The organism is Acidisphaera sp. L21 (genome assembly GCF_009765685.1).
Taxonomy (GTDB): domain Bacteria; phylum Pseudomonadota; class Alphaproteobacteria; order Acetobacterales; family Acetobacteraceae; genus LMUY01.
Genome location: NZ_LMUY01000016.1, coordinates 1 through 3,687, shown reverse-complemented (window position 1 = coordinate 3,687; position 3,687 = coordinate 1). Strand labels below are relative to the sequence as shown.

6 protein-coding genes are annotated in these 3,687 nt (G+C 60.3%); 3 read left to right on the top strand and 3 right to left on the bottom strand.

Going from position 1 to position 3,687, the window contains the following annotated elements; genetic code table 11:
• Positions 1-198: hypothetical protein (locus tag GSQ76_RS04810; protein ID WP_158742780.1), on the top strand; the 198-nt coding region annotated here is incomplete at its 5' end.
• Positions 199-1,224: 1,026 nt separating this feature from the next.
• On the opposite strand, the gene GSQ76_RS04805 is transcribed toward GSQ76_RS04810, so the two are convergent.
• From GSQ76_RS04805 to GSQ76_RS04795, 3 genes are all read right to left on the bottom strand, one after another.
• Positions 1,225-1,410 (bottom strand): hypothetical protein, encoded by a 186-nt coding sequence (locus tag GSQ76_RS04805; protein ID WP_158742779.1) that lies wholly within the window; start codon positions 1,408-1,410, stop codon positions 1,225-1,227.
• Positions 1,411-1,658: 248 nt separating this feature from the next.
• Positions 1,659-1,832, bottom strand: a complete 174-nt coding sequence (locus GSQ76_RS04800; protein WP_158742778.1) for a hypothetical protein — start codon at positions 1,830-1,832, stop codon at positions 1,659-1,661.
• A gap of 259 nt (positions 1,833-2,091) precedes the next feature.
• Entirely contained in the window at positions 2,092-2,502 is a 411-nt protein-coding gene (locus tag GSQ76_RS04795) for a hypothetical protein (RefSeq protein WP_158742777.1), read from the bottom strand.
• 434 nt (positions 2,503-2,936) lie between these two features.
• Between GSQ76_RS04795 and GSQ76_RS04790 the strand changes: the two genes are divergently transcribed.
• Positions 2,937-3,311, top strand: coding sequence for a hypothetical protein (locus GSQ76_RS04790; protein ID WP_158742776.1), 375 nt, complete (start codon positions 2,937-2,939; stop codon positions 3,309-3,311).
• A gap of 98 nt (positions 3,312-3,409) precedes the next feature.
• On the top strand, positions 3,410-3,687 hold a 278-nt coding region (locus tag GSQ76_RS04785; protein ID WP_216850902.1), incomplete at its 3' end, for a DUF3597 family protein.

Below are 3,687 nucleotides of genomic sequence, written 5' to 3'. Positions count from 1 at the left end.
CGGCGTAGCCGCCCCACGCGTTGGCGTGACGCAGTCGCCGAACTGCTCACGTTGCAAGCGGAATACGCCGCCTGGTCGGACGCTCTGCCAGAAAGCCTGCGCGAGGGTTCAATGGCGGAAACGCTGCAGGAGATCGTCGATCTCGATCTCGATAGCCTCGCGGCGATCACGCCGCCGCGTGGATACGGGCGAGACTAGTCGCTATGAAATGGTGCGTGCCCGGAAACAGTCCCAAGCGCGGGTGCGGCCTTCGAGCCTCGTCGCTTGACCAATCATGCGCCATCTGAGATGACCAAATCGGCCCACGAGACGATGCCAGGTGGCCGCCATCAAGTTTGGAATGGTGGCCGGGATCAGATTGGAAAAGGTGGCCGCCTTCGTCGGAATCCACAACGTTCCAGGACGGCGCCAGATTCGGCACAGACCCAGCCGTCTTAAACAACTGGTGGATCAGATCGGCTGGGATCTGGGAGGCGAAGAGGCGAAGCGGCCGCACACATCAACCTCCTACATCTGCATTGGCGGCGGCGTTGATCCGGGCGGTAAATCATCAGGCGACGGGTCGTCTATCGGATGCGGCGGGAGATCGTCGCCAGGGATAGGTGCCGGCGGCATGATCGGCGGAATAGGCTCTGGCATTTGCATTTGCATGCCACACCAACGCCTGAACTGGCTCCGAGGTGCCGGTGGGGGCGAAAGGACGAAGGCCGGAATCGTGTTCGAACTTCTACGATCCCGCCGCGCTGCAACGGAATGACCAGCTTCCAAGTGCGCACTAGGTACGATCGTCTGTATGAGACAACCCGTAGGGCCGCGGTCGGATGGTCCACGATCCGCTTATCCGTGAGCTTGCACCTAGTGATGCATAGAGGGACGGAAGGCGAGGAGTGGTGGGGTGCGATCGACGCACTCACTGATCTTCTGGGTAAGATCGCATCGCCACATTGGCGTGATGAGTTAGGCGAAGGCGCAGAGTGAAAAGTTCAACCAAGCTTCCGGTCTGAAACCACTTGAGTCCCCGTCGCGTTCCTGCAGTCGAAATGCGGGCGGGGTGTGAGCGTGGACGATCATCCGGTCGATTTAACAATGATTGGCGTTGTGAAAGCGATAGGGGCTGCTGATCATCGCGACGGGATCGCCCGTGTCGACTATCCAGGCGACATCTGCATCGGCCCTGAGTTAATCGCCGCTTGGCAAGAGGGTTGGGACGACGCCTCGCGCAGGCTATCTCCTCCGCTTTAGGCTGGACAACTCAACCGAGTATTGACGCAGCACCTGCTGGGCGGCCGGCATGGCGGCGAAGTCCTTCCGTCGCACGATGTCTTGGACCACAGCGTTCTGCTGAATCACTGCCGCCTCGATCCGGTCAATCTCCTCGTCAACCGTCGCCATCGGTGAGTTTTCGGTCATACCGCCTCCCTCTACATCCAGGCGATCAGCGCGACCACGCCAGCGAGGAATATGCCCCCAAATGCTAGCGCAGCGACGAGTACGTTGCCCGCGCGTTGCGGGGCGTTTGACGTTGGCCCCAATTCACCATCCACCACTCGGCCGACAGGTTTGCCAGCGACGGCGATCTAACTATTCACGCCATCAAAATCGGCAAGGGGTGTGGACGGAGGCTCTGATCACATTTTCTAGTGGTGCGGTTTGCCCGGTCACACAATCGAACTGGGCATCTCCGCATTACTGATCGCATGCCAAAGCGCATTCACCGATTCTTCGAACTGGAGCAGGCTATCCTCCAGCGCGACAGCCCGGGCATCGATCGGGCAGTCTTCAGGTAAGGAATTTCGTAGTAGCCACCCTGCATCGATCAACTCATCAGCCAAGCTCGCGAATTGCTCCTTTGCCGCTCGTGTCGTTTCGTGGATTGGCTGACATCTGTATCACCTCCGGCCGCAACAAGGCGGGAGGGGAGATCAGCGCCTCACACACCGACGCCAAGACTGCGCATGCCGGTGACCAGCTAGCCGTGGGCTCATTACACAACTAGCACAAGATAGATTCTGGTTTATGCGTCAAAACGGACGAGAAGTTTTACAGCGCTTTGCCCGCCCGGAAACCTGATCCGCCGCCAGATGGCAACCGTCAGACGGGCGGGGGTGAGTTCCTCCAACGTTCTAACGCCGGGTCAAAATGATGCGGGTTGCTGGCTTGAATGACATCAACGATTCGGTCGACCTCGTCATCCTGCGGCAACACGGTCAGCGTAACGTCGTTAGCAGCGATGGCAGCCCGTTTCCCCACTTGGCCATCATCAGGCAGCAGCGCCTCACGGATGTGCCCAATAATCGACTTGTCGGCCGGCTCCAAGTCCGATTGACTGCCCCTGGCTGCCGTTATGGTGATTTGAGTGCTCGTGATACCAGCACCGACCAATGCAGATTTAGCGGCCTCGGCTTCCTGTTGGGTGGCAAAATACGCCACTACCCGCCGGACGCTGAGGTCGGCTTCAGGTGTGTCGAGTGGACCATTCGTGGTCGTTGGGCCTTGGGTCATAGATATGTCGTGTAGGTAGATGGGTTCACCACGGCTGCGTCTCCTTGTAGTGCCTCAACGGACATTGCCTCTAGGGGTTCACGTCAAGTTTGGCGCCACACGTCCGCCCCACGGGACAGCCTGCTTCGCTTTACGCGCCGGGTGCGCTGTCCGCGGTGGCATCACCAGCTGCTCCAGCGGGCCCCGTTTGGCAAACAGCGGCTCCCGACCAGCCCGCTGTTCTGTCCGGCGCAACAGATCCTTGACCACTTCGTTGGACGTGATGATCAGGCCGTCCGCATGCACTAACACCCCCCTTGCATGATTGGAGACTTCTGGCCGAAACCCCAGCACCTTCGTGCATCTCTACAACGTGACGCCTGGGCTATCTCCAGCCGATAGACGAGCGATCCCAAGGCTCGACTCCAACCCGTCGTTCCCCCTAAGTTCCCTCCATGCCGCCTCCGCCACCCTTCGACCGCACGATCGTCCTAGCGTGCTCCATGCACACGTTGCGGCATCGCGTGCTCAACCTTCGCTGCAAGTGCGGCTGGAGTTCGCCCCAGCCCATCCAGGCGCTGCTTCGCGACGGTCAGGTCCATCCCGACCAGACGCTCGCCGACGCCCTGGTGCTGGCCCGATGTGGCGGACGATGCACCATAAGTGCGACGCGGCAGCCGATGACGATCCACCTTTGCGAGACGATCTATGGGCCGGAGCGGCCCGGGGTCGCAGCGATCCACCGCCGCCCGGCCTGGGAAATCCTGCTGCATGACGGGATTGGTGAGACGCCGCTAGAGGCGCCAGCGGCGGCCAACGTAGCCAAATGAGCGTCACCTGATCAAAGCAGAGCGATGAGTGTCGCGATGGTGAATGGCTGAAGATGACATTGGCGCGTTGAGCGTGGCTCACAGGCCAGGGCAAACCCATGAGCATTTTCAGCTCGATTATGAGCAAGATCTTCCACGCAGGCGCACCTGCGGCCGGAAGCACCGTTGACGCCATATCAAAAGCCGCTCCGGAAACGGTATCGGAAGCCGTCTCCCCTTCGCCGACAACCACGCCGGATACGGGATCAAAGCCTGTCGACGTCGGCGCGGTCCTATCGCAAATGGCTTCGCAGAAGGGTGGGGGTGGGAACTACGAAAGTTCGATTGTTGATCGTAAGCGTTGCTCTGCGGCCGCCTTCCACGGAGCATACGGGTA